This is a genomic window from Nonomuraea sp. LPB2021202275-12-8 (assembly GCF_037044575.1).
Lineage (GTDB): Bacteria > Actinomycetota > Actinomycetes > Streptosporangiales > Streptosporangiaceae > Nonomuraea.
Window position 1 is genome coordinate 216,818 of sequence record NZ_JBAHWD010000009.1, and the last position, 26,775, is coordinate 243,592.

The window sequence follows — 26,775 nt, forward strand, 5'->3', positions numbered from 1 at the left end:
CTCGAAGGGATGACATCCGGTGCAGTTCAACGTGCGGCCCTACGTCTGCGGCGCCCTGGGCCGGATCGACACCGCCCTGCTGGGCAAGCTGTCCGCCGCGGGGCCGCGGGTCAGGCCCGCTCTCCAGACGGACGGGGCCGCGCTGTTCAGCTCCTCGCCGCTGCCGCCCTACCAGCGGGCCGGTTCGGCGTTCGCGTTCTCCTGGGGCGAGCGCAGGCCCGCCGCGGACAGGGGCGAGCGGGTCGAGGAGTGGATGTCGGTCGCGGAGACCTACGAGACCCCCGGCCTGATCGGCGACGGCTCGCGGGTCACGCTGCACGCCGGCGCGCTCGGGCTGGTCGACGTCTACTACGTGCGGCTGGGCGAGGCGGTCTACTTCTCCTCCCTGATCCAGCCGCTGATCTCGCTGGTCCCGGTCGCGATCGACTGGTCGGCGTGGGCCTCGATCCTCCAGGTGACCTTCCCGCTGGGCGAGGCCACCCCTTACCGCGGGATCAGGCGGCTGCCCGGGTCCGGGGCACTGGTGTGGGACCAAGGCAGGATTTCGACCGAGCGCAGGCTGCCGCGCTGGCTGCGGCGTGAGCCCTACGAGGCCTGGACCGGCGCCGGCGAGATCGTGGAGCTCCTGCACGAGGTCTACAAGGACTACGACGGGCGCAAGCTGCTCGTGCCGATCAGCGGCGGCTACGACTCGCGACTGCTCGGCAGCGTGGCCAAGGCGCGCGGCTTCGACGTGGAGTCGTGGACGACGAGCCCCGACGACGGCACCGACACCGACATCGCCTTCGCCCGCGCGATCACCCGCGAGCTCGGCATCCCGCACCGGGTGATCACGCAGGACCCCGCCGACTATCCGGGCGACGCCCAGGAGGTGGCGCGCAGGCTCGAATACCTGACGCCGCACCACGCCTGGTACGCACCGTTCGCCAAGGAGGTGCACCAGGCGGGCCGGATCCTGATCGACGGCCTGGCGGGCGGGCCGCTGCTGAAGAACTTCATGGTCAGCGGCGCCGCGCTGGAGGCGACCACACAGGCCGAGCGGTCGGCCGCGGTGCTGGGTTCGCTGAGTCTCGGCGCGCCGTCGCAGCCGTTCCTGTCCAAGGCCGCCGCGCAGTGGATGGCGGAGACGGTGCAGGAGCAGTTCACGGCCGCCACCTCGATGCTCCACGGGCACCGGGCGGAGCTGCCGCTGTCGGTGCTGCACACCCGCACCGTGCGGGGCATCGCGCGCTCGGCGGTGAACCTGGTCGGGCCGGAGGCGTCGTTCGCCGCGCCGTTCATCCACCCGGACTTCTTCGACGCCGCGCTCTCGGTCGGGGTGACCCGCAAGGACAAGGGCCGCTTCTACCGCGAGGTGCTGCACGCGGCCGATCCCCGGGTGGCCGCGCTGCCGTCCACGAACGTGGTCAAGCAGCCGCTCCAGCGGGTCCCGCTGCGTTCCACGGCCGCTCCCGCGCGCGCCTACTCGCACCGGATGCTCGACGTGGTGGCCGCGCGGGTGCCCGCGCTGCTGTCGGACGAGCTGCACGAGGTGATCGCGGGCGGGCCCGACGCGCTGACCCGTTTCAACGGCTGGAACGACCGGTTCTGGGTACGAGGGCTCGTCCTTTTCGGTCTCTGGCTCAGCGACTACGAAACCGACCTCGATGACCTGTCTGCCCCCTTCTAGTTACTGGGCGGAGAACAGTCGGTAACATCACGGTTACACAGCGATCTCCGGGGTATTACAGCTCGCACAGCACAAGCGGGTTCCGGAAAGCCAACGGGCTGGTAGTGTTCGGCCCGTAAGCGCCGCACAAGCGGGCACCGGATCACAAATCCGGTCCTGTTAAGGGCATGGGTTCGCAGGGATGACGACCCCAAAGCGGCGCGGTCACCAGATAACAACGCCGGGGAAACCGGTGACTTCGTCCTGCCCACATCTCCTTCTGTGAGCGACATATGATCAACCCATCCCCAATACCGGATCCGGTCGCCGAGACCTTCATCTCGGAGGACCCCTCCTGGTACAAGCGGGCGGTGTTCTACGAGGTTCTCGTCCGGGGGTTCAAGGACTCCAACGGAGACGGCACCGGAGATCTCCGCGGTCTCGTCGACAAGCTCGGCTATCTCGAATGGCTGGGCGTCGACTGCCTGTGGCTGCTGCCGCTCTACGAGTCGCCGCTGCGTGATGGCGGCTACGACATTTCCGACTATATGAAGATCCTCCCGGACTTCGGAGACCTGGGGGACTTCGTCCAGTTGATCGAGGCAGCGCACGAGCGCGGCCTGCGGATCATCACGGACCTGGTGATGAACCACACCAGCGACCGTCATCCCTGGTTCCAGGCTTCCCGGCACGACCCCGAGGGGCCGTACGGCGACTTCTACGTCTGGGCGGACGATCCGAGCGCCTACTCCGACGCGCCGATCATCTTCATCGGCGCCGAGGAGTCCAACTGGACCTACGACCCGGTCCGCAAGCAGTACTACTGGCACCGCTTCTTCCACCACCAGCCGGACCTCAACTACGACAACCCGGCGGTGCAGGAGGCCATGCTGGAGGTCCTGCGCTTCTGGCTCGACCTCGGCATCGACGGCTTCCGGCTGGACGCGGTCCCCTACCTGTTCGAGCGGGAGGGCACCGCGTGCTCGGGCCTGCCGGAGACGCACGCGTACCTGAAGAAGGTCCGCGCCGAGGTGGACCGCCTCTACCCTGACCGGGTGCTGCTGGCCGAGGCCAACGGCTGGCCGGAGGACGTCGTCGAATACTTCGGCGACCCCACCACCGGCGGCGACGAGTGCCACATGGCCTTCCACTTCCCGCTGATGCCGCGCATCTACATGGCGGTCAAGAAGGAGACGCGCGAACCGATCTCCGAGATCATGTCGCGCACTCCGAAGCTTCCTGACACCGCCCAGTGGGGCATCTTCCTGCGCAACCACGACGAGCTCACGCTCGAGACGGTTACGGAGGAAGAGCGCGACTACATGCACAGCGAGTACGCCAAGGATCCGCGCATGCGCGCCTACCTCGGCATCCGGCGTCGCCTGGCGCCGCTGCTCGACAACGACAGGGACCGCATCGAGCTGTTCACGGCCCTGCTGCTGAGTCTGCCGGGTTCGCCGGTCATGTACTACGGCGACGAGATCGGCATGGGCGACAACATCTGGCTGGAGGACCGCGACTCGGTCCGCACGCCGATGCAGTGGAGCCCGGACCGCAACGCCGGCTTCTCGACGGCCGACCCCGGGCGCCTCTACCTGCCCGCGGTGATGGACCCGATCTACGGGTTCCAGGCGGTCAACGTGGAGTCGCAGCAGAGGAGCGAGGGCTCGCTGCTCCACTTCACCCGCCGGATGCTGCAGATCCGCCGCAACCATCCGGTCTTCGGTGTCGGCGCCTACACCGAGATGTGGTCCTCCAACCCGAGCGTGCTCACCTACGTGCGCGAGGACGGCGACGACGTGATGCTGTGCGTCAACAACCTGTCGAAGTTCCCCCAGCCGGTGGAGCTCGACCTGCGCAGGTTCGAGGGCATGACGCCGATCGAGGCGCGTGGCGGGGTGCACTTCCCACCGATCGGCCAGCTCCCCTACCTGCTCACGCTGCCGGGCCACGGCTTCTACTGGTTCGCGCTCAAGCGTGAGGGCGGCGTCAACGTGACGTGACGGGCACCTGGGCACGGGCCGCGCGGCGCGCGGGAATGAGCGCGACGGCGAGGGCCGTGCCCACGGCGACCAGCACGGCGATGGCCAGCGTCATGGCCGAGGGTGGGCGGCCGATCCCGGCGCCCACCCCACTGGTGTGGCCCTGCAGGTCGATCAGCCCGGTCACGACCGAGACCCCGGCCACCGCGCCCACCGCGACACCCAGCACCACGAGCAGGCCGGTGCCCGTCACGAGCGTGGCCATCACCTGGCGCGGCGTGAGCCCCATCGCCTTGAGCACGGCCAGGTCGAGGGCGTGGTCGCGCAGGCCGAGCGCGCTGGCGGTGAGCAGGTTGGCCAGCCCGATCAGGGCGAGCACGGCGATCATCGCCACGATCACCACCCGGATGATCGCCAGCCGGTCGGCCGGGTTGACCACCGCCTGAACATCCAGCCCCTCCTCCGACTGCGCGAGCAGCCTGGCGGCCACCTCGCCCCGGTCCGCGCCGGGCCGCAGCGCCAGCGCGTAGAACTCGGGCGGCACGGAGTCCTTGGGCGCAAGGCTGTCCAGGCCGACGGACAGCACCTCGCCGTCCTGGTCCGGCTCCACGGCCCGGCCCACGATCCGCACGATCAGCGGCGAACCGCCCACGGTGAGCCGCACCCGGTCGCCGATCTTGACGCCAAGCAGGTCGAGCAGCCCCTGACCGGCGACCGCCTCGCCCGGCTCGCCGTACTTGCGCCCCTCGACGACCGGGAAGGGATAGGGGTCGGCCGAGCCACCGATGGCCCGAACCCGCACCGAGCGGCCCTCTCCGGGCGCCAGGGCGTTCACGTCGGCTCCGGGATAGACGGCCTGCACGTCCTGGTCGGCCCTGACCAGCCGCTCGGCCTCGGCCGGGTCGAGCTTGCCCGGCCCGACGTGCAGACTGGCGTGCTGGCCGACCTGCTCGGGATGGTCGGCGAAGTTGTCCAGCGTGGCCCACACGCCCAGCCCGATGGTGATCATCATCATCGGCACGGCGAGCCCGAACGCGGTCAGGAACGCGGGCACTCGCCGGGTGAAGGCGTCTCTCGTGCCCAGGACGAGCGCGGGCGGCAGCCGTACCAGCAGGGCGAGCCTGGCCAGGCGGGACAGGTGGCCGCGCGGCGGCAGCGCGGGGGCGGCCGGGATGGGGGGCGTGCGCCCGCCGCGCCAGGCGGGCAGCCCGACGGCGGCGAGCACCAGCAGCGCGGTGCCCGCGACGATGGAGAGCACCGGCATCGGCGCGATGGACGTCGCGCCCAGCACCGCCACCGTCACCCCCCAGCCGGCCAGCGTGCCGAGCGCGACACCGAGCAGGCCGAGAGCGCCGTGCTCCACCAGCAGCAGCAGGGCGACCTGTCCTCCGGTGAAGCCCATGGACTTGAGCGTGGCCAGGTCGCGGAGCTGGCCGAGCACCCGGCCGCCCGCAGCGTTGGCCAGCGCGAGCGCGGCGGCCACCAGGCCGACCATGCCGAACAGCGCCAGCAGCGTGCCGAGCAGCCGGTTGTCCAGCTCCATCGCGGCCCGGATCTCGCGCCAGGTATAGAGGCGCTGGAGCTGGTCGTCCAGCATGACGACGACTCGCTGGGAGACCACCTGGGTGGCGTCGGGGTCGGCCAGCCGCAGCCCGGTCACCCACTCGCTGCGGCCCAGCATCGGCTCGATCCGGTCGAGTGTCTGGGGCAGCACCCAGGCCAGGCCGGGCGTCCACTCCGGGTAGAAGCCCTGCTCGGCCGAGTCGGCGATGCCGCGCACGTACAGGGTGTGGCGCTTGCCGCTGAGTGCGGTGATCGCCAGCGGCTCGCCGAGCCGCAGCCGGAGCGCGCGGGCGAAGGAGCGCTCGACCACCACACCGTCGGCCTGCGCGGTGTCCAGCCAGCTGCCCTCGGCCACCACCGGGTGCGCCACCTGCGGCGGCGAGGCGGGCATCGCGCGCAGCGCCGCGGGCTCCTTCTTGCCGTCCTGCACGACCGTGACGGGCGCCGACCGGTACGGGCCCGCCACCCGGGTGACCCCGTCGAGGTCGCCGGTGCCCGCCACCTGCGCGGTGTTGTCCCTGGTGTAGAACCACACGTGCGCGCCCTCGGTCTGGGCGAACAGGCTGCGCCACGGGTTCGTGCCGTCTTCGAGCAGGGTGACGGCGGTGATCAGGGCGGCCACGATGCCGGCCACGGCGAGCACGGTCAGCGCCGCCTGGCCCTTCCTTGCTCGCAGGTCGGCCTGGATCCACCGGCCGCCCGCGCGTGCTGTGCTCATCGGAGGTCGATCACCGCTCCTGCGGTGCCGGTGCGGCGGCGGGTGATCCGGCCGTCGTCCACGATCTCGCCGTCCAGCAGGCAGACCACGCGGTCGGCCAGGCCGGCCACCCGCGCGTCGTGGGTGACCATGATGATCGTCTGGCCCTCCTTGTGCACCTGGCCGAGCAGGCGGAGCACGTCGCGGGTGTTGCGGCTGTCGAGGTTGCCGGTGGGCTCGTCGGCCAGCAGCACGCTGGGCTTGTTGGCGAGCGCCCTGGCCAGCGCGACCCGCTGCTGCTCGCCGCCCGAGAGCTGGGCGGGCGAGGCGTCGGCGCGGTCGGTGAGGTTGAGCGCGCCGAGCAGGTGCTCCCTGCGCTCGCGGGCGATCCGGGGCGAGGCCCCGGCGAGCAGGGCGGGCAGCTCGACGTTGTCGGCCACGGTCATGTTGGCGACCAGGTTGAAGAACTGGAAGACGAACCCGATCTTCTTCCTGCGGAGCAGCGCCCACGCGCTCTCCGAGAGCGTGTCGGCGCGCGCGCCGTCGACCCAGATCTCGCCGCTGGTGCGAGCGTCCAGCCCGCCCAGCATGTGCACGAGCGTGGACTTGCCGGACCCGGACGGGCCCATGACGGCGATGAACTCGCCCGGCTCCACCACCAGGTCCACTCCCCGTACGGCGTGCACGGGGACCGCGCCGCCGGAGTAGACCTTCACGAGGTTGACCGTTTTCAGCACGGCATTGGTCATGCCAGGTCCTCCTGACACCGTTCGAGCCAGTCGAGATCGGCTTGCAGGTGCAGCATGGCACCTTCGATCAGCAGTGTCGCCACGCGGTCGTCCGGCTCGGTGCGGTCGAGGAGAGCGTTGAGGTCGCCCATGATCGAAAGGTAGTGGCGGCGCTGGCGGTTGATCAATGCCATCCGGTCGGCGATGCCGGTGAGCGGGGCCAGGACCAGCTTCATGAAGAACTCGTCGCGGACGCGGGGGCCCTCGGTGGGCTCGTCCACCCATAGAGTGAGCACGTCGCGGCCCTTGGCGGTGAGGTAATAGACCTTTTTGTTCGGCCGGTTGGACTGCTCCACGTCCACGGCGCGCACGAGGCCGTCCTTCTCGAGCCTGCCCAGCGTCACATAGATCTGGCCGATGTTGGGCGAGGGATAGGCGCCGCCGAAGGTCTGCTCCAGCGCCTGTTTCAGCTCGTAACCGTGGGCAGGCTCCTTCGCCAGAAGCGCCAGCAGGTGAAGCCGCACACCTCACCTCCCCGTGTGTTACGGATGCGTTACGTGTACATCCGTTGACCATCAGATTACTCGGTGCCTAACATGAATGCATCTACCTAACATGTATGTAACCCCCGTGAAACCGGAGATCAAACGAGTGAATCGCTCGCTGACGCTCGCACTGGCCGCCCTCCTGGCGGCCGGCTGCTCGACGGCGAGCGAAGAGGGCGGCGGCGACACCGGAGCCAGCGGCACCGGACCGATCACCTTCGCCACCGGGCGCGACACCACGGCATACCTGCAACCCTTGCTGGATCGCTGGAACCAGGCCCACCCGGCCGAGAAGGTGACGCTGCTCGAACTCCCCGAGGCCGCCGACGAGCAACGCGCTCAGATGGTGGCCAATCTCCAGGCTCGCAGTGACCGCTACGACGTGCTCGGACTGGACGTCGTCTGGACCTCGGAGTTCGCCGACAACGGCTGGATCATCCCCTTGGAGCGCGGGTTGTTCCCGCTCGACAAGTTCCTGCCTCCTGTCGTGGACACCGCGATCTACCAGAACAAGCTCTGGGCGGTTCCGTACACGAGCAACGCGGGACTGCTTTACTACCGCACCGACCTGGTGAAGAAACCGCCGCGCACCTGGGCGGAACTTCGCCAACAAGCAACAAAGATCACGAAAAAGCATGACATCGAGGGTTACGCCGGGCAGTTCCTCGCGTACGAGGGGCTGACCGTCAACTTCTCCGAGGCCGTGCAGTCGGCGGGCGGGCAGATCCTCAGCCCTGATGGCACCAAGGTGACCCTCGACCCCGCCAAGGCGGCGATCGCGCTGGACTTCCTCAAGCAGGGCCTGCGCGAGGAGTGGATCCCCGAAGAAGCCCTGGATTACAAGGAGGAGGAGTCCCGTCTGGCCTTCCAGGACGGCCGGCTCGCCTTCGCCCGCAACTGGCCGCACGCCTACGGCCCGGCCAGGCACAGGCTCGGAGACAAGGTGGCGGTGACCAGACTGCCCGGGCTCGACGGGCCCGGCTCCAGCGCGCTGGGCGGCAGCAATCTGGCCATCAGCGCCTTCTCCAAGCACCAGCACACCGCACAGGAGTTCATCCGCTACTTCACGAGCCTGGACAACGAGCGCCGCGTCCTCACCGAAGGGTCGTTCCCGCCGGTGTGGACGGAGCTGTACGACGATCCCGAGCTGATCGAACGCTTTCCGTACTTGCCCGTACTCAAGGAGAGCATCCTGGCCGCCAAGCCGCGTGCGGCGGGCGCCAACTACAACCAGCTCAGCCTGGTGATCGCCAGCACGGTCGCCAAGGCGCTCAAACCCCAGGCTTCCGAGTCCGCCGACGACGTGGCGGCCTCGTTGAAAGCCGAACTCGAAGAGATCATCAAAACCCAGTGAGGCAGCCATGCGAAAAGGCAGAGCAGCAGCGATCCTGGCGGGACTGGCTGTAGCCGTCACCGCCTGTGGTGGCAACGCGCCGACGACCACGCAGCCGACGGCTTCTGCGTCGCCCACGGAGGCGGGCACGAAGTCACTTGAGGGCGTCACGCTCGAGGTGGCCGCCAAGTGGACCGGTGAGGAGCAGAAGAACTTCGAGCAGGTGCTCAAGGCCTTCTCCGACAAGACCGGCGCCAAGGTCACCTACGCCTCCACCGGCGAGGACACCGGCGCCTACCTCGGCCCGCGCATCCAGGGCGGCAGCCCGCCTGACGTGGCGATCCTGCCGCAGCCCGGCCTGGTGCAGCAGTACGCCGACCAGAAGGCGCTCAAGCCGCTCACCGGCGACGTCACCAAGGAGATCGACGCCAACTACACGCCCTACTGGAAGGAGCTCGGCTCCGCCGACGGCCAGCCCTACGGCGTGCTCATCAAGGCGGCCCACAAGTCGCTGGTGTGGTACCGCTCGCAGGCGTTCGAAGAGGCCGGGGTGCAGCCGCCGACCAACTGGGACGAGCTCGTCAAGGCCGGCCAGACCATCGCCGACTCCGGCACCCCGCCCTTCTCCTTCTGCGGCGCCTCGGGCTGGACGCTGACCGACCTGTTCGAGAACGTCTACCTCTCGAGCGCGGGCCCGGAGAAGTACGACCAGCTCTCCAAGCACGAGATCCCGTGGACGGACGCCAGCGTGGCCACCGCCCTGGAGAAGATCCAGCAGATCGTGGGCAAGAAGGAACTCGTCGCCGACGGCACCTCGGGCGCGCTGCAGACCGACTTCCCGACCTGCGTGACCAAGGTCTACGGCCAGGACAAGGCCGCCATGGTCATCGAGGCCGACTTCGTGGCCGTCACCGCCGTGCAGGCGGGCGCCAAGGTCGGCGAAGAGGCCAAGTACTTCCCGTTCCCGAAGGTCGGCGAGACCGCTCCGGTCGTGCTCGGCGGTGACGTCGCGGTGGCCATGAAGGACTCCCCCGGCGCCATGGCGCTGCTGCAGTTCCTGGCCTCCAAGGAGGGCGGCGAGATCTGGGCCAAGCTCCCCGGCTACCTGTCCCCCAACAAGAACGTCTCCCCCGACAACTACCCGGACCCGCTGACCAAGGCGCTCGGCCAGACGATCATCTCTGCCGGCGACGCGGTCCGTTATGACATGTCCGACCTGGCCCCGAGCGCGTTCGGCGGCACGGACGGCAAGGGCGAGTGGAAGGTTCTGCAGGACTTCCTGCGCGAGCCGACCGACATCAAGGGCGCCCAGGAGGCGCTCGAAGCCGAGGCCAAGAAGGCCTGGAAGTAAAGAGGTAAGGCCGTGACCGAAAGGTTGGACGGCCCGCAGGCCCCGCCCGAGCCAGGCTCGGGCGGGTCCACCTCGGGACCCGCTGACACCCCCCGAAAGCAACGACGCCTAGGCCCATCCCCGGTGATGGCCATAGCCTTCCTGCTCCCGGCAGCCCTGCTGCTGGGGATCTGGGTGATCTATCCGATCGTCTACTCCATCTTCCGCAGCCTGTTCGACGCCCCCGGAGACGGGTTCGTCGGGCTCGGCAACTACCTGACGATCTTCACCGACGGCGCCATGCTCAAGACCATCCGCAACAACCTCATCTGGGTGGTCGTCGCGCCTATCGTGATCACCACGCTGGGTTTGATCTTCGCGGTGCTGACCGAGCGCATCAAGTGGGCAACGGCGTTCAAGCTGATCGTCTTCATGCCGATGGCCGTCTCCCTGATGGCCGCCGGCGTGATCTTCCGTCTCGTGTACGACGAGGACCCGGACAAGGGCGTGGCCAACGCCATCCTGACCACCGTGCACGACACGTTCTCCTCCTCGCAGGGCTATCCGGAGGCCCGGCCGCGCGAAGGTGACCAGTCCGCGGTCGCCCTCGACGGCGGGGCGGTCGTCACCAAGCAGCCGGCGCAGGCCGGCCAGCCGGTGCTGATCCCGATCGTCGGCGTCAAGCCGGAGATCATGCCGGCCGCGGCCCAGCCCGCCAAGGCGGCCACCGGAGGCACCGAGCTGTCGGGCACCGTCTGGTTCGACTTCACCCCGGGCGGCGGCGGTGCGCCGGGTGCCGTCGACGCCACCGAGAAGGGCCTGCCGGGCATGACCGTGGAAGCGGTCAGCAACGGCCAGGTGGCGGGGACCGCCACCACGGCCGGGGACGGCTCCTTCAGGTTCGAGGGCCTGCCGGCCGGCTCCTATGTCGTACGGCTGCCGCAGTCGAACTTCGAGGCCGCCTACAACGGCCTGACCTGGCTCGGCCCGACGCTCATCACGCCGGCGATCATCTTCGCTTTCGTCTGGGTGTGGGCCGGGTTCGCCATGGTGCTCATCGCGGCGGGACTGGCGGCCATCCCCCGGGACTCGCTGGAGGCGGCCCGCATCGACGGCGCCACGGAGTGGCAGGTGTTCCGGAGGATCACCGTGCCGCTGCTCTCGCCCGTGCTGCTCGTCGTCTTCGTGACGATGATCATCAATACGCTGAAGGTGTTCGACCTGGTCTTCATCATCGCGCCGGCGTCGGTCCAGCCGGAGGCGAACGTGGTCGCGCTGGAGATGTGGCGCGTGTCGTTCGGCGGCGGGAACAACCAGGGGCTCGGCAGTGCGCTGGCCATCTTCCTGCTCATTCTGGTCCTGCCCTTCATGATCATGAACATCCGCAGGTTCAGGAGGGAAGACACATGACGACCGCGACGGCCACGGCACCCGTGGAAACGCACGCGGGAGCGCCACGCAGGAGCGTGATCGGCCGCATCGTCGACCGCCTGGGCGGCGGCGCCGTACAGGTCGTGATGGTGCTGCTCGGCCTGTTCTGGCTGGTGCCCACCCTCGGGCTGATGGTGGTCTCGCTGCGCTCGGTGGAGGTCAACGCCGCCGAGGGCTGGTGGACCATCTTCACCAAGCCGGCCGAGATCACCTTCGAGAACTACAGCAACCTGCTGGCCAGCGGCTTCACCGCGTCCTTCTGGAACACGGTGGCGATCACGGTGCCGACCACCGTCCTGGTGATCGGGATCGCCGCGATGGCGGCCTACGCGTTCGCCTGGATGGACTTCCGCGGCCGGGACACGGGCTTCCTGATCGTGGTCGGGCTGCTCATCGTGCCGATCCAGATCGCGCTCATCCCGGTGGCCGTGATCTACGGAGGCGTCGGGATCTTCGGCACGATCCCAGGCGTGGTGCTGTTCCACGTCGCCTTCGGGTTGCCGTTCGCGATCTTCCTTCTGCGTAACTTCTTCGTCGGCATCCCGGCCTCGCTGTTGGAGGCGGCCCGGATGGACGGCGCTCCGGAGTGGCGGATCTTCATCTCGGTCGTGTTCCCCCTGGGCAAGCCCGCCATCGCCTCGCTGGGGATCTTCCAGTTCCTCTGGGTCTGGAACGACATGCTCATCGCGCTGGTCTTCGCCAACCCGGAGAACCAGCCGATGACCAAGGCACTGCAGTCTCAGATGCGGCAGTTCGGCACCAACATGGACATCCTCTCGTCCGGCGCCTTCCTGTCGCTGATCATCCCGCTGATCCTGTTCTTCGCCTTCCAGCGTTACTTCGTCCAGGGCATGATGGCCGGCTCGGTCAAGTAGCCCCACGCGGGCGTCCGCCTTCCCACGGGGGCGCGGGCGCCCGCACTTATGATCATTCTCTCCCGTTCTGTACGCAACCGGCGCCAGACCTGGTTAGGCTCATCGGCCATGGTCGGTCGTCCTCTGAATGAAGTCGTCGAAGCCGGATGGGCCAGAGCTCTCGAGCCCGTGTCCGAGCGAATCTCCGCAATGGGCGAGTTCCTGCGCAAGGAAATCGCCGAAGGCAGGCAGTACCTCCCCGCGGGCGCGAACGTGCTACGCGCCTTCAACCAGCCCTTCGACGCCGTCAAGGTGCTGATCGTGGGCCAGGACCCCTACCCCACGCCCGGGCACCCGATCGGGTTGTCGTTCTCCGTGGCCGCCGACGTTCGGCCGCTGCCCGGCAGCCTGCTCAACATCTACAAGGAGATGGAGAGCGACCTCGGCCTGCCCCGGCCCGCGAACGGCGATCTCACGCCGTGGGCAGAGCAGGGCGTGCTGCTGCTCAACAGGGTGCTGACCGTGATGCCCGGCAAGCCCGCCTCACACCGCGGCAAGGGCTGGGAAGAGGTCACCGAGCAGGCCATCCGCGCCCTCGTGGCCCGTGCCAAGCCGATGGTGGCGATCCTGTGGGGGCGCGACGCGCGCAACCTCGCGCCGATGCTCGGCCAGATCCCGCGCATCGAGTCGGCCCACCCCTCGCCGCTGTCGGCCCGCAACGGATTCTTCGGCTCCAAGCCGTTCAGCCGCGCCAATGAACTGCTCATCCAGCAAGGCGCAGCACCTGTCGAGTGGAAGCTGCCCTAGGCTCGTCGCCATGAGTGATGCACAGAAATTCCTACGTCTCACGGTCGAGCTGACGGTCGAAGTGCTCGACGTGGACGCCCTTCAGGCAGCGGCACTGGCCGAGATCCGCCACCCCGACGCCGAGCTTTCCGACGAGGAGCGCACCGAGCAGGCCGAGCTCGTCTCCGCCGACGACACCGGCGCCTCGGCCCTGCAGTGGCTGATCGAGCCCGAGCACGTGCTGCAGCTTGTCGACCACATAGACGAGATCGAACCGCGCGAGGCCGTGCTCGGCGTCGAGCCGTCCGACGGTCCCAGCGAGGAAGAGGAAGAGGAAGACCACATCCACCAATGACCGGTCCGCTCCCGCCACGGCGCTGAGCGGCGTCGTGGCCGGTGAGCCGAGCAAGACTCAGGATGGGGAGCGGAGCGCGATCCGCGGCACGGTGAGTTCGCACCGGCCGGGATCCTCGGACGCCCGCCCGGCGAAGATCCCGAAGACTCGCACCGCGATCATCCGCAGGCTCCTGTCGCGTCCCGGCACCGCGGCCATCATGCCCAGCCCGATGGCCGCGTTTCTCCTGGCGAGCCCGGTCGGCCGCGGGCACGGGCAGCGCGGGCCCGACGCGCCGGAGCCGCCCGGAACCGGCAGGCGGGCACTCGCTAGGATCGAAGATCTTCAGAGCCAGGTGAGCGCCGCCGTCTTCGCGAAGCCGACCGCCGGCGAGGACCGGCTGGAGCGATCCTGGCCACGTTCGTCGGCGCGGACCACCCGCGCCGGGAGCCCGAGGAGCGCACGCAGTGATCGTGGCATTCTCCATCACCCCGCTCGGCGTCGGCGAAGGCGTCGCCGAGCCCGTGGCCCGCGCCGTCAAGGTCGTGCGCGACAGCGGCCTGCCGAACCAGACCGACGCCATGTTCACCACGATCGAGGGGGAATGGGATGAGGTGATGGGGGTGATCAAGCGCGCCGTCGACGCCGTCGCCGAGGTGGCGCCCCGCGTCGGGCTGGTGCTGAAGGCCGACCTGCGCGCGGGAGTGACCGACGGCATGACCAGCAAGGTGGAGTCCCTGGAACGCCACCTGGGCTGATCGGCCCGTTCTCCGTTTCACCCGTCGGGACTTTCCGGCCCCTTCTGCGCCCCCTTTCCGTCGTCGCTCGCTCCCGCCCTGCCTCATCGCGTCAAACGAGATATGTCTTGACCTACCCAAAGACGCGACATATCGTGTCCCTCGACGACGCGATATTACGCGTATCCGGAGGTGGAGATGAAACAGGAGCGAGTGCCCGTTCTTGTCGTGGGCGGTGGGTATGCGGGGCTGAGCGCGGCGATGATGCTCGCTTGGCGCGAGGTGCCCGTCATGCTGGTCGAGCGGCATTCCAGCACGTCGATTCAGCCCAAGGCGTTCGGGGTCAGCCTGCGGGCCATGGAGTTGATGCGGCCCGTTCCCGGGATCGAGCGGGCACTGAGCGAGATCTGGGCGGGCATCGGCGACACCATGCGCATCGCGATCGCCAACAGCCTGCGTGACCCGAATCCGCACATGATCATCTCGGACGAGAAGGAGGAGCTCGCCTTCCTCAACGACGCGACGCCCGCAGCGCAGGTCGGCGCGCCACAGGCCGAGGTGGAGCGCATTCTGCGCGCCAAAGCCGAGGAACTCGGGGCCGATGTCCGCTTCTCCACCGAGCTGATCTCGCTCCAGCAGGACGGAGCGGGCGTGATGGCGGTGATCCGCTCCGGCGGCGAGGACACCCTCGTGCACGCCGACTACGTGGTGGCCGCCGACGGCTACCGGAGCCCGCTGCGCCAGAGCCTCGGCATCCCGGTCACAGGCAGGGGCGAGCTGGGACAGATGTGCTCGATCATGTTCGACGCCGACCTGTCCGGGCTGGTGGGCGAGCGCGAGGTCACCCTCTGGTACGTGCGCAACGACACCTTCACCGGGGTGATCCTGACCGGCACCGGGGTGGGCGCGCACGTGCTGGCCGTCAACTACTCACCCTCCGCCGGCCAGCACGAGGACGACTTCACACCCGAACGCTGCGTCGAACTCATCCGGCTCGCCACCGGCGTTCCGGACCTTGAGGTACGGATCCTCGACAGGAACAACTTCGCCATGGCGCACGTACTGGCGGAGCGCTACCGCGAGGGCCGGGTGTTCCTGGCCGGGGACGCCGCCCACACGATGCCGCCGACGGGCGGACAGGGCGGCGGCACCGCGCTCCAGGACGGTTGCGACCTGGCCTGGCGCCTCTGGCTGGTGATCACTGGTCAGGCCGGCCCGGACTTCCTCGACACCTACGACGCCGAACGCCGCCCGATCGGCGCCCTCACGGCCGACGCCCAACTGGCGAATCTCGGCGTGCGCATGCCCCCGGCGAGCCGCATCGGCTATCCCGAGCCGCTCGAAGATCCCCTGCTGGCGCTGCTCGGATGCCGCTACCACTCCACGGCCGTCGTCGCGGAGCCAGGCGACGACGGGTCACTCCTGGAGGACTCCCGTGACCCGGTGGGCCGTCCCGGCAGCCGGGCCCCGCACGTGCCTCTCGACTGGGAAGGACGGCGGATCTCCATCATCGACCTGTTCGGCTCGGAGTTCGTGCTGCTGACCGACCGGCGAGGCGGGCAGCCCTGGGCGGAGGCGGGCCACCTCGTGTCGCGGCGGCTGGGCGTACGGCTGACTCCCGTCCTGCTGGACGAAGGGCTGACGGACGCCGACGGGTGCTGGCGGGAGCGCTACGGCGTCAGCGGGGGCGGCGCCGTGCTGGTGCGCCCGGACGGCTACATCGCCTGGCGCTCGCCGGCGCCGGACGCCGACCCCGCGGCCACCCTGGAAAGGGTGTTGCGGCGCGTACTCAGCCGCTGAACAGTCCCGAATCAAGTCTCTTAAGGGAACCCAGTCAGTTCCCATAAGAGACTTATTCGGTTAGAGTCCAGTCATGGCCAGGGGGTTGCGTTCGCAGGACGCGGGATGCTCGATCGCCCAGGCGGCCGCCGTCATCGGCGACTGGTGGAGCCTGCTCATCGTGCGGGAGGTGGCGCGGGGGCACCGGCGCTTCGAAGACCTGCTCAGCGAGCTCGGCATCTCCCGCAAGATCCTCACCGAGCGGCTGAAGCACCTGGTCGAGCATGAGGTCCTGAGCCGCGAGGTCTATCAGGCACGGCCGGTACGGCACGAGTACGTGTTGACGGACACCGGCTGGGCCCTGGCTCCCATGCTCATCACCATGCAGGACTGGGCGGACCGCTGGCTGCTCGGCGACGGCGCCCTGACCGGCCTGCCGGAGACGCACGGCATGGAGACCGCCCGCGTGCACGGCCTCCTCGGCACTCGCATCCCTGCCCCGTTGCACCTCCCGACCACCCGCCGCCCCGACCCGGCCACCCTCGATCGACCCGAGCCGACCACCCTCGCTGGATCCGCCCCCGCCTCCCAGGCCCGGCCCGGCCCGGCCCCTGACCAGGCCGGGGCCGCCCCTGCCGGAACGCGCGACGTGGTCGCCGACGCGGACGCCACCGTGCTCTTCGCCTACCCGGCGACAGGCGTGCCCGCCCCTCAGCCGCCAAGTTGGGACGACGTCCCCGGCGCGATGGGATGCACCCTCGAGAACCGCCTCTTTCGCGACAGGCTGCCCGAGTTCGCCGCCGGAGGCATCGCCGTCCATGGGGTGAGCACCCAGCGACCTGACGAGCAGGCCGCCTTCGCCGAAGCCGAGGCCATCCCGTTCCCGCTGCTCTCCGACGTGGATGTGCGGCTGGCGGCCGCACTGCGCCTGCCCACGTTCCGCGCGGGTCAGGCGATGCGCCTCAAGCGCCTGGTCCTGGTGGTGGATCGCCTGCGGATCGTCCGCCACGTCATCTTTCCCCTGCTCGACATCCCCGCCGCCGTCGCCGAGTCCCTGGAGGCCGCCCGGACCATCACCCGAAACCGCCGCTTCACGTACTGATCCGTACCCTGCGGTTGTCTCGGAGCGGTGGCGCGACCACCATCGATGCCTCCCCGTCCGGCGTCCCATCCACCCGCCAGATCATGAACGGCACCTCGGCTTCGGTGTGGCCCTCCCGACCGCCCACACCGCCGCCGACCGGGACGCGCTTGGGGAGCGTCCGGTGGGCTGCTTCGCGGACGATCTCGTCGAGCGGCGTGGCGAAGCGCGGGAGCCGGCCCGCCACGCGGTCGCCGCCGGCCGGATCACGGTTGCTCGGCATGGGCGCCACCCTCGTCATCGACCGTCGCGGCCCCGACGGATTGGGCTGGGCCGTACTCGCCGACCCCGAAGGCAACGAGTTCTGCGTCCTGCGCGGCGACGCCGATCATGACGCGACGACTCACTGACGTGCTCCTCAGCCGGCGATCAGCCGCTCCCGCTCCTGGAGCAGCTCCGCGTGACGCTGACGCAGCTCGGTGGTGCGCCGGGCGAGCGACTGCACGGTTTCGGCGATCCAGTGGGACATCGCGGCGACGGCGTCGCGGGTGCCGTTGATGCGCTGGTGCTTGAGGGCGTCGGTGATGATGTTGTCGAAGAACACGTCGGCGAACCACCGGGTGTCCACCTCGGGCAACTGAGGGTTGACGGTCCAGCCGAGGTCGGCGAGCTCCCTGGAGAAGACGTCGAGTGCCCGCTGGGCATGCCACGCCGTCTGGTCCGCCGCCATGAGGTGCTGGCGTTCGACGGCGTCGGCGAAGGCGCCGCCGCCGAGCATGTCCCAGGTCGAGGCACCGCGCGCGCTGGAGAGCAGGCTCAGCATCTGGCCGACGGCCTGACCGGCGGTCGCGCCCGCCTGGCTCGCCTCCTCGTGCTCCCGGAGGTCGGCCTGCGTGTCGGCCAGCAGCGTGGACAGCTCGACCAGCCGAGGTCCCCGGTCGTCTCCCAGCTCCACGAGTAGCCGCTCCTTGTCGGCGAGCAGCCGCCTGTAGACCTCGTGCGCCCCCGCGGTCTCTGCCAGCTCGCGGTCGGTGCGGTCGAGGTCGCCGGTCAGCTCCTCAAGCCTCCCGCGCTGCCCGTCGAGCCGCTCGTAGGCGGCCTCCGCCTCGGCGCGCTCCTTGGTCAGCCGCTCCTGCTTGGACCCGACCAGCCCGGCCATGAATCCCGCGAAGCCGCCCTCCAGCCGCGCCACGTCATGCCGCTCCTTGGCGAGCTGCTCCTCCAGCCGCCCGATCAGCTCGCTGACCTCCCGTAGCTGGGCCGCGACCGCCGACCGCCGCCCCGCCAGCCGGTCGAACCTGCGAACGTCCTCGCGTGCCTCTCGAAGTCCGCGATCGAGATTCTCCACATTGGTCACATCCACTTGTACGAATGACCGCTCGCAGACGTTCCCGCTCTGCCAGGCGAGCCGCCCCGCTGACCGCCGGCAGCGGTTTGTCGGCGGAGTCCTCTAGGCTCCGAAGCAATGATCAACTTTGAGTGCGAAGGCAGGTCCGGTGGCACGTCTGATCCGCGGTCTCGACAACACGGTGCTGGTGGAGTTCGGGGAGCTCGCCATCTTCTTCGAGCGCAACGATGGCGACATCCTCCTGGAGAGCACCGGTGACGGCGACCTCGCACACATCCGCCTGGAAGCCTGGGACGCGCCGCCACCCGAGCCGGACACGTCCTGGACCCTCGTCGAGAACACCACCATCGAGGGCGGCACCGGATTCGTCACCGTGGGCTCGGTCGCCGAGGACGCCACCGAGCGTTTCGTCATCGGCCCACCGCACTTCCTGTACGGCCTGACAGCGCACACCCAGCCTGCCGGCGAGTTACCGGAGTCCGGGCCGGAGGAGGAGTTGGAGGAGGCGTACGACAGCCGGGAGCCAGAACGGTGGCTCATCAGGTTCTGGCCGCTCAAGGACGCCTTCGATCCCGCCAGGCACGCCCGCCCGGACCATGTCAAGCTGCCGGCCGCCGACGGGCGGACTCTCTCGCCCGACGAGGCCGAGGGCGAGGCGGCGCGCCCCTCGCTCCTCGACGGTGTGGAGCAGCGACCCCTGCCCGTCGAGGTGCCGGTGTCCGACGCGGCGGACTGGCCGGCGTCCCGGATCACGCCCGAGCAGGCAGCCTGGGAGGAGCGGCGCGCCCAGCGAATCACTCCCCCGACCAGCCCCACGACCGACCTCACCACCGACTTCGCGACCGTCTTCATGGCGGCCGAGGGTCTGCCGCCCGACACCCCCTTTGACCGGTTCGTGGCGGCGTTGAGGCAGCGGAGACTCGCTGAGGTGGCCGAGCGTGACGGATGGCCGGACTGGTGGAGGGAGCTGGCACAGCGATATCCCGACCTCGGCCCGCAGTGGCTGCCGATCTCGCACGAGGCCGTGCACTGGCCGGCAGAGCGCCGCCACGACCTGGCACGTGCGCTGGTCGCCCGCTTGCGCGTCTCCACGATCCTGAACCCGGGCGGCGCCCGCACGTTCACCGCCGACATCCGCACCAGCACCCCTCGGACGGGCGACACCTGCCGGGGCTGGCGCTGGGAAGGCCCTGGAGCCCCCGACGGGGAATCGCTCACCGTCGACCGCCACGTCGTCTACGAGGACGTGATGAGCGGCACGACGCTGGTCACCGGCATCGTCACCATCCTCTGGCGTGACGAAGAGGGCTATCACGTCCGCGACGCCGAACCGGTCGAGGCGGCCCGTCTCCTCTGTGCCGAGGCTGCGTGGGCAGCCTCGGCACAGAGCGACCCCGGTGCCCTGCCGAGTCAGGGATGAGCGAGCGACACTATGCGGCGAGGACCGGCGACGGCTCCGGGATGTGGGCGCCGCTCGACGTCAGGGCGGCTCGGCTCGCCTCCTGAATGCCCCACAGCCAGTCGTTGAGCGAGCCGGTGAAGCCCGAAGGCGGGCCGACTCGGAGGCAGGTGACCTGGCCCGCGCCACCGGTGGGGCCGACCTTCAGGCGACCGATGCCACCTGCGCCCCCTGGCTTCGAGGGGCTCGGCTCGCACGGGGTGAGGCGGACGCCGAAGGGTGCTCCGCCGTACGGGAGGGACGGCTCTATCCGCAGGTGGTCATCGATGGTGCGCCGCCTGGCGTCGGGGTGTGCGGCGACGAAGGCCAGGTGGTCCGTGACCAGCCGGCGGGCCACCGCGCGGAGCAGGCCGGTGGCGCACAGGCTGTGAGCGCAGGCCGCGCCTTCGATGGTGATCTCCGGCAGCGCGAACCGCTGAAGGCCCCGAGAGGTGACGGTCAGGCTCTCGCACGGGCCGGCGCCCGCCGCCTCCCAGCAGGGGGCCGTGCCCGCCGGGCTTCCGGCTGGAGGGCTCCACCGCGGGCAGGCGGCGGCGTCGCGGGTGTGGACGTCCCAGCCGAGCCAGTCGTCGTCCAGGTCGAAGTCCACCGGCTCGCCCTCGGACCTCTCGCAGGTGGGCACCGTGACGCCGGTCAGGGGATCGATCAGCGGGCCGTGGCACTCTCGGGCGATGGCGCGGGCGGTCGCACGGGCGACCTGCACGCTGTCCGGCAGGTCGTGCGGCGGCGCCGTGGTGGAGACGACGATGTGCTGCCTGGACCGGCGCACGAGGCGCCGCTCGTCTGCCGTGAGGTCGGCCGTGCCCGATTTCCAGCGTGACGGGTGATGGGTGACCAGGAGCGGTGGGCTGCCGAGCGCTCTTATGGCGGCCTTCCGGTGGGGGGCGCCGACACGCCAGGGCACGGAGGAGACGTCGAACGGCTCTCGCTCGGTGGTGACGACGAACAGGGACGTCAACGCCTGGGGCAGCGCAAGGACGATCTTCATGGAAGCCTCCGGAGTCCGGTGAGGCACTCAGGATCGTCAATGCCGGGTCGGTGGCGTTGGGGCGAACGTGGTTCTGTGGACAGGCCCGGCGACGGTGGCCGTACCTGTGGAAAGAACCGTCACACCACCGCGGAGACAGCCACCGACCCCGCCGCGAATACAGCCCACCGCCCCGCCGCGGAGACAGCCACCGACCCCGCCGTGGAAGCAGCCCTCATGGCCGGTGGATCACCATGGACTGTCCCGGCAGCCGCACCCCCTCCGGTCCGTCGGACACGTTCTCGTCCGAGGCGAGCAGCGCCACCCCCAGCGGAAGCGGCAGGGTCAAGGACTCCGGCGAGAAGTTCACCGACACGGCCAGCGAATCGCGCCGCATGACCAGCCACCTCCCCTCCGGGTCGAACTCCACCCGCACCCGGTCCACGTGCGGGTCGGTCAGCTCGGGCAGTGCCTTGCGCAGCGCCATGAGGTCGCGGTACCAGCACAGCAGCGACCAGTGATCTTCCTCCTTCAGCTCGCCCCAGTCGAGCTTGGAGCGCAGGAACGTCTCCTCCTCCGACGGGTCGGGCGCCTCCCAGGCGTACCCGAACCCCTCGAACTCCCGCTGCCTGCGCCCGCCCTCGCTGTCGCGCAGCTCCGGCTCGACGTGGTCGGAGAAGAACAGGAACGGCGTCGTGGCCCCCCACTCCTCGCCCATGAACAGCATCGGCGTGAACGGCGAGGTGAGCAGCAGCCCCGCCCCGAGCTTGAGCTCCGGCATCGGCAGCCGGTCACCCATGGGCCGGTTGCCGATCTGGTCGTGGTTCTGCAGGCAGGCGACCAACCGGTAGCCCGGCACCCCGGCGAACGACCCGCCGTGCGAGCGGTCGCGGAAGCTCGAATGCCCCCCGTCGTGCCTGACCCCCGACGTCAGCACCTTGGCCAGAGCGGACAGGTCGGCGAAGTCCGCGTAGTAGCCGTGGCTCTCGCCGCTGACGGCGGTGTGCAGGGCGTGGTGCACGTCGTCGTTCCACTGCGCGGTCATGCCGAGCCCGCCGGCGTCGAGCGAGCGCACCATGCGCGGATCGTTCAGGTCGGACTCGGCGATCAGAGTCAGCGGCCTGCCGACCGAGCAGGCCAGCGCGTCGACCTCGTCGGACAGCTCGGCCAGCAGGTGCGTGGCCCGGCTGTCGTGCAGCGCATGGACGGCGTCCAGCCGCAGCCCGTCGATGTGATATTCGCGCAGCCACTGCAGGGCGTTGTCGATGAAGTAGCGGCGCACCACGTCGGAGCCCGGCCCGTCGAGGTTGACCGCCTCTCCCCAGAAGCTGCCCGCGTATCCCGAGAAGTACGGCCCGAACGGGTGCAGGAAGTTGCCCGACGGACCCAGGTGGTTGTAGACCACGTCGAGGATGACGCCGAGACCGGCGCGGTGGCAGGCGTCCACGAAGGTCTTGAGCCCGTCGGGTCCGCCGTAGGTCTCGTTGACCGCGTACAGGTCCACGCCGTCGTAACCCCAGTTGCGGACGCCGGGCACCGGCGCCACCGGCATGATCTCCACGAAGTCGACGCAGAGCTCCACCAGGTGCGGGAGCCTCTCGGTCGCGGCCTCGAAGGTGCCCGGCGGGGTGAAGGTGCCGATGTGCAGCTCGTAGATGACGCTCCCGCGCAGGTCCCGGCCCTTCCAGTCGTGGTCGGACCAGGTGAAGCGGGCATCCTCGTACACGGCGCTCGGGCCGAAGACGCCCTCGGGCTGCCAGCGGGAGCGGGGGTCGGGGAAGGGGCCGTCGCCGTCGAGCACGAAGCCGTATCTGGTCCCGTGCCCGGCTTCGGGCACATCGGCCGACCACCAGCCGCCCCTGCTCCCCGCGGACAGCGACCGGCGTCCGCCCAGGATGTCGACCTCGACTGCCGTGGCCTTGGGTGCCCACACCTCAAAGATCATGTCTCTCCAGGAGTGCGACGGGATGCTTGCCGAGCAGGTGAGCCAGTGGAGTCCTCCCGGTGTAGAGGCCGCCGCCGAGCAGGTCGCGCCAGTCGCCGGGCGGCAGCGCCAGCGTGGTGCCGCCCCATCCGCGCCTGGCCAGACGGACGGGCAGGCGGGTGGCGACCGCGACGGCCTGCGGCCCGCCGCCGAGACCGCGGGTGAAGGCGATCACGTGCTCCGCCGCCTCCCCCTCCGCTCGCAGCGGGGTGTACGGCGCGGCGGGGTCGAGACGCCGGCGCAGTCGCAGAGCCTGGGTGGTGACCTCGTATTTGGCCCGGTCCCAGGCGGAGGCCGGCGTGCGGGGGAACGTGACGGGACGCCGGTTGTCGGGGTCCACCAGCGAGAAGTCGGTCGTCTCGTTGCCCTGGTAGACGTCCGGCACCCCCGGCATCATGAGCTGGACGAGCTTGGCGCCGAGCGAGTTGGACATGGCGTAGGTGTCGACGCGCTCGGTGAAGCGGCCCACCGGCAGCCGCACCGCGGCGGCGGCGAACTCGCGCAGCCCCTGCTCGTAGCCGGGATCGGGGTGGATCCACGAGATGGCGGTCTTGGCCTCGCGCGCCGCCTTGAGCAGGTAGTCGGCGAACCGTTCGGCCGAGATCGGCCAGGCCGCCATGAGGTTCTGCCATGCCAGATAGTCCAGGTGGGGGTCGAAACTCAGCTCCGACGACCACTGCGACACCGCCTCGGCCCATTCCTCCGGCATCTCGGACAGCACGGAGAGCCGGGCCCGCACGTCTTCGGACCGCTTGGTGTCGTGGGTGGACAGGGTGGTCATCGTGTGCGGCCGCATCTCCGCGCAGAACTGGTGAAACTCCTCCACAGGGATCCCGAACAGGCCCGGCTCGCCTCCCACCTCGTTCAGGCAGGACAGCGGGAACCACCGGTACAGCGCGGTGTCCTCCACCCCCTTGGCCATGACCGGCCCGCACGCCTGCTGGAAACGGATGATCACCTCGGGCGAGCCGTACAGGACCTGCTGGACGAGCGGCTGGACGGCGGGAGAGCAGGTCGCGGCGGCGCGTTCGACGATCTCGACGGACTCGGGCGGCGGCGGCTCGCCGGGCACCACGTAGGCCCGGTAGACCGGCATCGCGGCCAGCAGTTCGGCGACCGCCTCGGGCTCGCTGGAGGCGGCGCGGGCGAGCCTGGCGACCTCGGCGCCGAAGAACAGGTCGATGACCTCGCGCTTGGCCCGCATCACCACGCTCAGGTAGTCGTCCGGCTCGCCGGTCAGCCGGGTGAAGAGCTCGACCAGCGGCGTCTTGCCGTCGGGGTCGACGAACAGGGCGTTGATCCGGTTCAGCACCTCGTAGCCGGTGGTGCCGTCGCACGCCCAGTCGTCCGGCAGCCGCTCGTCGCCGATGAGGATCTTCTCCACCACCGTCCACGCCCCGCCGGTCCTGGCGCGCAGCCGCTCCAGGTAGCCGCGCGGGTCGGCCAGGCCGTCGGGGTGATCGACCCGCAGCCCGTCGGCCAGCCCCTCGTCGAGCAGCCAGAAGATCACCTCGTGGGTGGCGAAGAGCACTTCCGGATCCTCGACGCGCAGCCCGATCAGCGTGGACACGTCGAAGAAGCGCCTGTAGCCGGGCCCCTCCCGCCAGTCGACGAGCCGGTAGTGCCCGGGATACGGGAAGGTGTGCTCGTGGTAGCGCAGCAGGTCGCCCTCGGCCACCGGCTCGGTGCTGTCGCCCAGGACGGGCAGCGACACCTTCCCGCCGTCCCAGTCGATGTCGAACCAGCTCGCGTACGACGAGCCTGGGCCGTCTCGGAGCACCGACCAGAACGCGGGGTTGGTGGTGTTCATGTGGTTGGGGACGATGTCGAGGATGACGCCCAGGTCGTGCGCGGCGAGCTGCTCGGCCATCTCGCGGAAGCCCTTGGCCCCGCCGAACTCCTCCCGGATCCTGGAGTGGTCGGTGACGTCGTAGCCGTGCCGGGACTCGGGGGTCGCCTGGAGGATCGGCGACAGATAGAGGTGGCTGACGCCCAGCTCGCGCAGATAGCCGGCGGCCTCCGCCACCTGCGCGAAGCCGAAGTCCGGGGTCAGCTGCAGCCTGTAGGTCGAGATCGGCCTAGACACGGCGCAGCACCCGCACGCTGCGTCCCGGCACGGCCACTCCCTCACCGGCCCGGCACATCCGCACGTCCAGCCCGATCGGCATCGCGGTGTCGATCTCGGTCTGCCACATCTCGCCGTAGTCCTTGGGGATCGTGAACCTGATCGTGTCGTGGTGGGCGTTGAACAGCAGCAGGAACGAGTCGTCCCTGATCGGCCGGCCGCGCCGGTCGGGCTCGGTGATGGCGTCGCCGTTGAGGAAGACGGCCAGCGACTTGGCGTAGCCGACGTTCCAGTCGCTGTCGGTCATCTCCTCACCGGAGGGGGTGAGCCACGCGATGTCGCTCAGACCGCGCACCGGCTTGCCGTAGAAGAACCTCCTGCGCCTGAAGACCGGATGCTTCTTGCGCAGCGCGGCCAGGCTCTGCGTGAACTCCAGCAGCAGCCAGTTCTCCCTGACATCGGACCAGTCCACCCAGGTCAGCTCGTTGTCCTGGCAGTAGCCGTTGTTGTTGCCCTGCTGGGTGCGGCCCAGCTCGTCGCCGTGCGACAGCATCGGCACGCCCTGCGAGAGGAAGAGCGTGGTCAGGAAGTTGCGCTTCTGCTGCTCGCGCAGCGACTCGATGGCCCAGCCCGCCGGCCCCTCTTCGCCGCAGTTCCAGGACCGGTTGTCGTCGGTGCCGTCGCGGTTGCCCTCCTTGTTCGCCTCGTTGTGCTTGCCGTTGTAGGAGACGAGGTCCTGCAGGGTGAAGCCGTCGTGGCAGGTGACGAAGTTGATCGAGGCGGCGGGGCGGCGGCTGTCGTCCTGGTAGAGGTCGCTCGACCCGGTGAACCTGGAGCCGAACTCCGGCAGCGTGGCCGCCTGCCCGCGCCACAGGTCCCGGATGGTGTCGCGGTAGCGCCCGTTCCATTCAGTCCAGCGGGAGGGGAAGTTGCCCACCTGATAGCCGCCGGGGCCAACGTCCCACGGCTCGGCGATGAGCTTGACCTGCGACAGCACCGGGTCCTGCTGCACCAGGTCGAAGAACGAGCTCAGCCGGTCGACCTCGTGCAGCTCGCGGGCCAGCGTGGAGGCCAGGTCGAAGCGGAAGCCGTCGACGTGCATCTCGATGACCCAGTAGCGCAGTGAGTCCATGATCATCTGCAGCACGTGCGGTGAGCGCATGAGCAGGCTGTTGCCCGTGCCCGTGGTGTCCATGTAGTAGCGCTTGTCGCCGTCGACCAGCCGGTAGTAGTCGGGGTTGTCGATGCCCCTCAAGCCCAGCGTCGGCCCCAGGTGGTTGCCCTCGGCTGTGTGGTTGTAGACGACGTCGAGGATCACCTCGATGCCCGCCTCGTGCAGGGCCCGCACCATGGCCTTGAACTCCAGCACCTGCCCGCCGCGCTGGCCCTGGCTGGAGTAGCGGTTGTGCGGGGCGAAGAAGCCGATGGAGTTGTAGCCCCAGTAGTTGGACAGCCCGTGCTGCTCCAGGATGTGGTCGGTGACGAACTGGTGCACCGGCATCAGCTCCAGTGCCGTCACGCCCAGCTTGGTGAGGTGGTCCAGGATCTCTGGATGGCCGAGGGCGGCGTACGTGCCGCGCAGGTGCTCGGGGATCTTGGGGTGGCTGATCGTCAGGCCGCGCACGTGCGCCTCGTAGATCACCGTGTCGTGGTACGGCGTCGCCGGCGGCCTGTCGTGCCCCCAGCCGAAGAACGGGTTGATCACGATGGAGCGCGGTACGTAAGGCGCCGAGTCCATGTCGTTGCGGGTGTCCGGCGAGCCGAAGCGGTAGCCGTACACCGCCTCGTTCCAGTCGACCGCGCCCTCGATCGCCATGGCGTACGGGTCGAGGAGCAGCTTGGCGGGGTTGCACCGCAGCCCGCGCGCCGGCTCGTAGGGGCCGTTGACGCGGTAGCCGTAGCGCTGCCCGGGGTTGATGCCGGGAAGGAAGCCGTGCCAGATGAACCCGTCCACCTCGGTGAGAGGCACCCGCGTCTCGCTGTTGTCCTCGTCGAACAGGCACAGCTCCACGGAGTGCGCGACCTCGGTGTAGAGCGAGAAATTGGTGCCCGCGCCATCGTAGGTCGCCCCGAGTGGGTAGGGGTCTCCCGGCCAGACTTCGATCATCGAGGCTCCCTCACGGT

General features: G+C 69.6%; 22 protein-coding genes. 13 read left to right on the forward strand and 9 right to left on the reverse strand.

Annotated features, from left to right (window positions below):
• Window positions 1-19: 19 nt before the first annotated feature.
• Together V5E28_RS19720 and treS are read left to right on the forward strand one after the other, a co-directional pair.
• Window positions 20-1,669, forward strand: coding sequence for an asparagine synthetase B family protein (locus V5E28_RS19720; RefSeq protein WP_336208406.1), 1,650 nt, complete (start codon window positions 20-22; stop codon window positions 1,667-1,669).
• A 272-nt stretch (window positions 1,670-1,941) separates the two neighbouring features.
• The gene (treS, locus tag V5E28_RS19725) at window positions 1,942-3,651 is read left to right on the forward strand and encodes a maltose alpha-D-glucosyltransferase (RefSeq protein WP_336208407.1); all 1,710 of its coding nucleotides are present in this window, start codon (window positions 1,942-1,944) and stop codon (window positions 3,649-3,651) included.
• On the opposite strand, the gene V5E28_RS19730 is transcribed toward treS, so the two are convergent.
• Genes V5E28_RS19730 through V5E28_RS19740 form a run of 3 tightly spaced genes read right to left on the reverse strand, consistent with a single transcriptional unit; the run spans window position 3,638 to window position 7,142 of the window.
• Window positions 3,638-5,911, reverse strand: coding sequence for an ABC transporter permease (locus tag V5E28_RS19730; protein ID WP_336208408.1), 2,274 nt, complete (start codon window positions 5,909-5,911; stop codon window positions 3,638-3,640). The two genes, treS and V5E28_RS19730, sit on opposite strands and share 14 nt — an antisense overlap.
• On the reverse strand, window positions 5,908-6,639 hold the full coding sequence (locus V5E28_RS19735; protein WP_336208409.1) for an ABC transporter ATP-binding protein: 732 nt from the start codon (window positions 6,637-6,639) through the stop codon (window positions 5,908-5,910). Before V5E28_RS19735 ends, V5E28_RS19730 begins: the two co-directional genes overlap by 4 nt.
• The gene (locus V5E28_RS19740) at window positions 6,636-7,142 is read right to left on the reverse strand and encodes a PadR family transcriptional regulator (RefSeq protein ID WP_336208410.1); all 507 of its coding nucleotides are present in this window, start codon (window positions 7,140-7,142) and stop codon (window positions 6,636-6,638) included. The genes V5E28_RS19735 and V5E28_RS19740 overlap by 4 nt, the downstream gene beginning before the upstream one ends.
• Window positions 7,143-7,248: 106 nt before the next feature.
• Here V5E28_RS19740 and V5E28_RS19745 point away from each other — a divergent pair, with 106 nt between their 5' ends.
• From V5E28_RS19745 to V5E28_RS19785, 9 genes are all read left to right on the forward strand, one after another.
• The gene (locus V5E28_RS19745) at window positions 7,249-8,517 is read left to right on the forward strand and encodes an ABC transporter substrate-binding protein (protein WP_336208411.1); all 1,269 of its coding nucleotides are present in this window, start codon (window positions 7,249-7,251) and stop codon (window positions 8,515-8,517) included.
• 7 nt (window positions 8,518-8,524) lie between these two features.
• Window positions 8,525-9,847: an ABC transporter substrate-binding protein gene (locus V5E28_RS19750; RefSeq protein ID WP_336208412.1), complete on the forward strand. Its 1,323-nt coding sequence runs from the start codon at window positions 8,525-8,527 to the stop codon at window positions 9,845-9,847.
• A 12-nt stretch (window positions 9,848-9,859) separates the two neighbouring features.
• On the forward strand, window positions 9,860-11,236 hold the full coding sequence (locus tag V5E28_RS19755) for an ABC transporter permease subunit (protein ID WP_336208413.1): 1,377 nt from the start codon (window positions 9,860-9,862) through the stop codon (window positions 11,234-11,236).
• Entirely contained in the window at window positions 11,233-12,132 is a 900-nt protein-coding gene (locus tag V5E28_RS19760; protein WP_336208414.1) for a carbohydrate ABC transporter permease, read from the forward strand. Before V5E28_RS19755 ends, V5E28_RS19760 begins: the two co-directional genes overlap by 4 nt.
• A gap of 108 nt (window positions 12,133-12,240) precedes the next feature.
• A complete protein-coding gene (locus V5E28_RS19765; protein WP_336208415.1) occupies window positions 12,241-12,918 on the forward strand; it encodes a uracil-DNA glycosylase in 678 nt (225 codons plus the stop codon).
• Between the two features lie 10 nt (window positions 12,919-12,928).
• Entirely contained in the window at window positions 12,929-13,252 is a 324-nt protein-coding gene (locus V5E28_RS19770) for a hypothetical protein (RefSeq protein WP_336208416.1), read from the forward strand.
• Between the two features lie 446 nt (window positions 13,253-13,698).
• A complete protein-coding gene (locus V5E28_RS19775) occupies window positions 13,699-13,989 on the forward strand; it encodes an MTH1187 family thiamine-binding protein (RefSeq protein WP_336208417.1) in 291 nt (96 codons plus the stop codon).
• A gap of 177 nt (window positions 13,990-14,166) precedes the next feature.
• Entirely contained in the window at window positions 14,167-15,768 is a 1,602-nt protein-coding gene (locus V5E28_RS19780) for an FAD-dependent monooxygenase (protein ID WP_336208418.1), read from the forward strand.
• Window positions 15,769-15,841: 73 nt separating this feature from the next.
• The gene (locus V5E28_RS19785) at window positions 15,842-16,849 is read left to right on the forward strand and encodes a winged helix-turn-helix transcriptional regulator (protein ID WP_336208419.1); all 1,008 of its coding nucleotides are present in this window, start codon (window positions 15,842-15,844) and stop codon (window positions 16,847-16,849) included.
• Here the strand turns inward: V5E28_RS19785 and V5E28_RS19790 are convergent.
• Window positions 16,839-17,111 carry a hypothetical protein gene (locus V5E28_RS19790; RefSeq protein WP_336208472.1) on the reverse strand — a complete coding sequence of 91 codons (273 nt, stop codon included), beginning with the start codon at window positions 17,109-17,111 and terminating at the stop codon, window positions 16,839-16,841. The two genes, V5E28_RS19785 and V5E28_RS19790, sit on opposite strands and share 11 nt — an antisense overlap.
• On the opposite strand from V5E28_RS19790, the gene V5E28_RS19795 reads away from it, so the two are divergent.
• Complete coding sequence (locus V5E28_RS19795; RefSeq protein ID WP_442945843.1) at window positions 17,110-17,238, forward strand: VOC family protein; 129 nt, start codon at window positions 17,110-17,112, stop codon at window positions 17,236-17,238. The two genes, V5E28_RS19790 and V5E28_RS19795, sit on opposite strands and share 2 nt — an antisense overlap.
• Before the next feature lie 8 nt (window positions 17,239-17,246).
• Here the strand turns inward: V5E28_RS19795 and V5E28_RS19800 are convergent, their stop codons facing one another.
• A complete protein-coding gene (locus tag V5E28_RS19800) occupies window positions 17,247-18,176 on the reverse strand; it encodes a hypothetical protein (protein ID WP_336208420.1) in 930 nt (309 codons plus the stop codon).
• 148 nt (window positions 18,177-18,324) lie between these two features.
• On the opposite strand from V5E28_RS19800, the gene V5E28_RS19805 reads away from it, so the two are divergent.
• The gene (locus V5E28_RS19805; RefSeq protein WP_336208421.1) at window positions 18,325-19,596 is read left to right on the forward strand and encodes a hypothetical protein; all 1,272 of its coding nucleotides are present in this window, start codon (window positions 18,325-18,327) and stop codon (window positions 19,594-19,596) included.
• Window positions 19,597-19,606: 10 nt separating this feature from the next.
• On the opposite strand, the gene V5E28_RS19810 is transcribed toward V5E28_RS19805, so the two are convergent.
• The 4 genes from V5E28_RS19810 to glgX form a co-directional block, all read right to left on the reverse strand.
• The gene (locus V5E28_RS19810) at window positions 19,607-20,623 is read right to left on the reverse strand and encodes a hypothetical protein (RefSeq protein ID WP_336208422.1); all 1,017 of its coding nucleotides are present in this window, start codon (window positions 20,621-20,623) and stop codon (window positions 19,607-19,609) included.
• Between the two features lie 214 nt (window positions 20,624-20,837).
• A complete protein-coding gene (gene treZ, locus V5E28_RS19815) occupies window positions 20,838-22,547 on the reverse strand; it encodes a malto-oligosyltrehalose trehalohydrolase (protein WP_336208423.1) in 1,710 nt (569 codons plus the stop codon).
• The gene (treY, locus tag V5E28_RS19820; protein WP_336208424.1) at window positions 22,537-24,672 is read right to left on the reverse strand and encodes a malto-oligosyltrehalose synthase; all 2,136 of its coding nucleotides are present in this window, start codon (window positions 24,670-24,672) and stop codon (window positions 22,537-22,539) included. Before treY ends, treZ begins: the two co-directional genes overlap by 11 nt.
• Window positions 24,665-26,758 (reverse strand): glycogen debranching protein GlgX, encoded by a 2,094-nt coding sequence (glgX, locus tag V5E28_RS19825; RefSeq protein WP_336208425.1) that lies wholly within the window; start codon window positions 26,756-26,758, stop codon window positions 24,665-24,667. Before glgX ends, treY begins: the two co-directional genes overlap by 8 nt.
• Window positions 26,759-26,775 lie beyond the last annotated feature (17 nt).